Genomic DNA, 817 nt, shown 5'->3' with positions numbered 1-817 from the left:
GGTGTAACGGGAAGTTATGCTGCAGGCGTGCTTACTATCAGTGGAACTCCGACAGCTTCAGGAACATTTAATTATACGGTAACCACTACGGGCGGATGTGCACCGGCAGCTACTGCTACGGGAACAATCACCGTGACACCGTTACCAATCATTACCCTGACATCAGCGGCAGGGACTACCGCTCAAACGGTATGTCAGAATGTTGGGATAACAGGTATTACGTATTCGATAACCAATGCTACGGGTGCTACTGTTGCAGGATTACCAGCGGGTGTAACGGGAAGTTATGCTGCAGGCGTGCTTACTATCAGTGGAACTCCGACAGCTTCAGGAACATTTAATTATACGGTAACCACTACGGGCGGATGTGCACCGGCAGCTACTGCTACGGGAACAATCACAGTTAATCCTTCAATGATGCCAGTAACCGGATTTAGTTATTCTACACCTGTATGTATCAATGCAGGAATTAATCCAACACCAACCGGAGTTGTCGGATTTACAACGGGAGGGATATATTCATCCACAGCTGGATTAACAATTAATGGAGTTACAGGTGAAATTACTTTGTCAACCAGTTCAGCGGGGACTTATACTGTAACTTATTTTTATCCTTCGACGGTTTGTGGGCCGGCAGGTAATAGCACTTTTGATATAACTATTTCCCCGTTACCATCTGTAGTACTAACCTCGGTGGCAGCTAGTGATAATCAAACAGTCTGTGTTAATAGCGTTCTAACTAATATTTCGTATGTTATTGGCGGAGGTGCTACGGGTGCTACGGTAGTGGGATTACCAGCGGGTGTAACGGGAAGTT

At 46.1% G+C, this 817-nt stretch carries 1 pseudogene; it reads left to right on the top strand.

Annotation, left to right across the window (positions count from 1 at the left end):
* Nucleotides 1-817: pseudogene (locus FLJC2902T_RS16330) on the top strand (hypothetical protein); the annotation flags it as partial.

The sequence above is a fragment of the Flavobacterium limnosediminis JC2902 genome, from assembly GCF_000498535.1.
GTDB lineage: Bacteria > Bacteroidota > Bacteroidia > Flavobacteriales > Flavobacteriaceae > Flavobacterium > Flavobacterium limnosediminis.
Note: the sequence above shows the minus strand (reverse complement) of the source record. Positions and strands in the feature narration are given on the sequence as shown.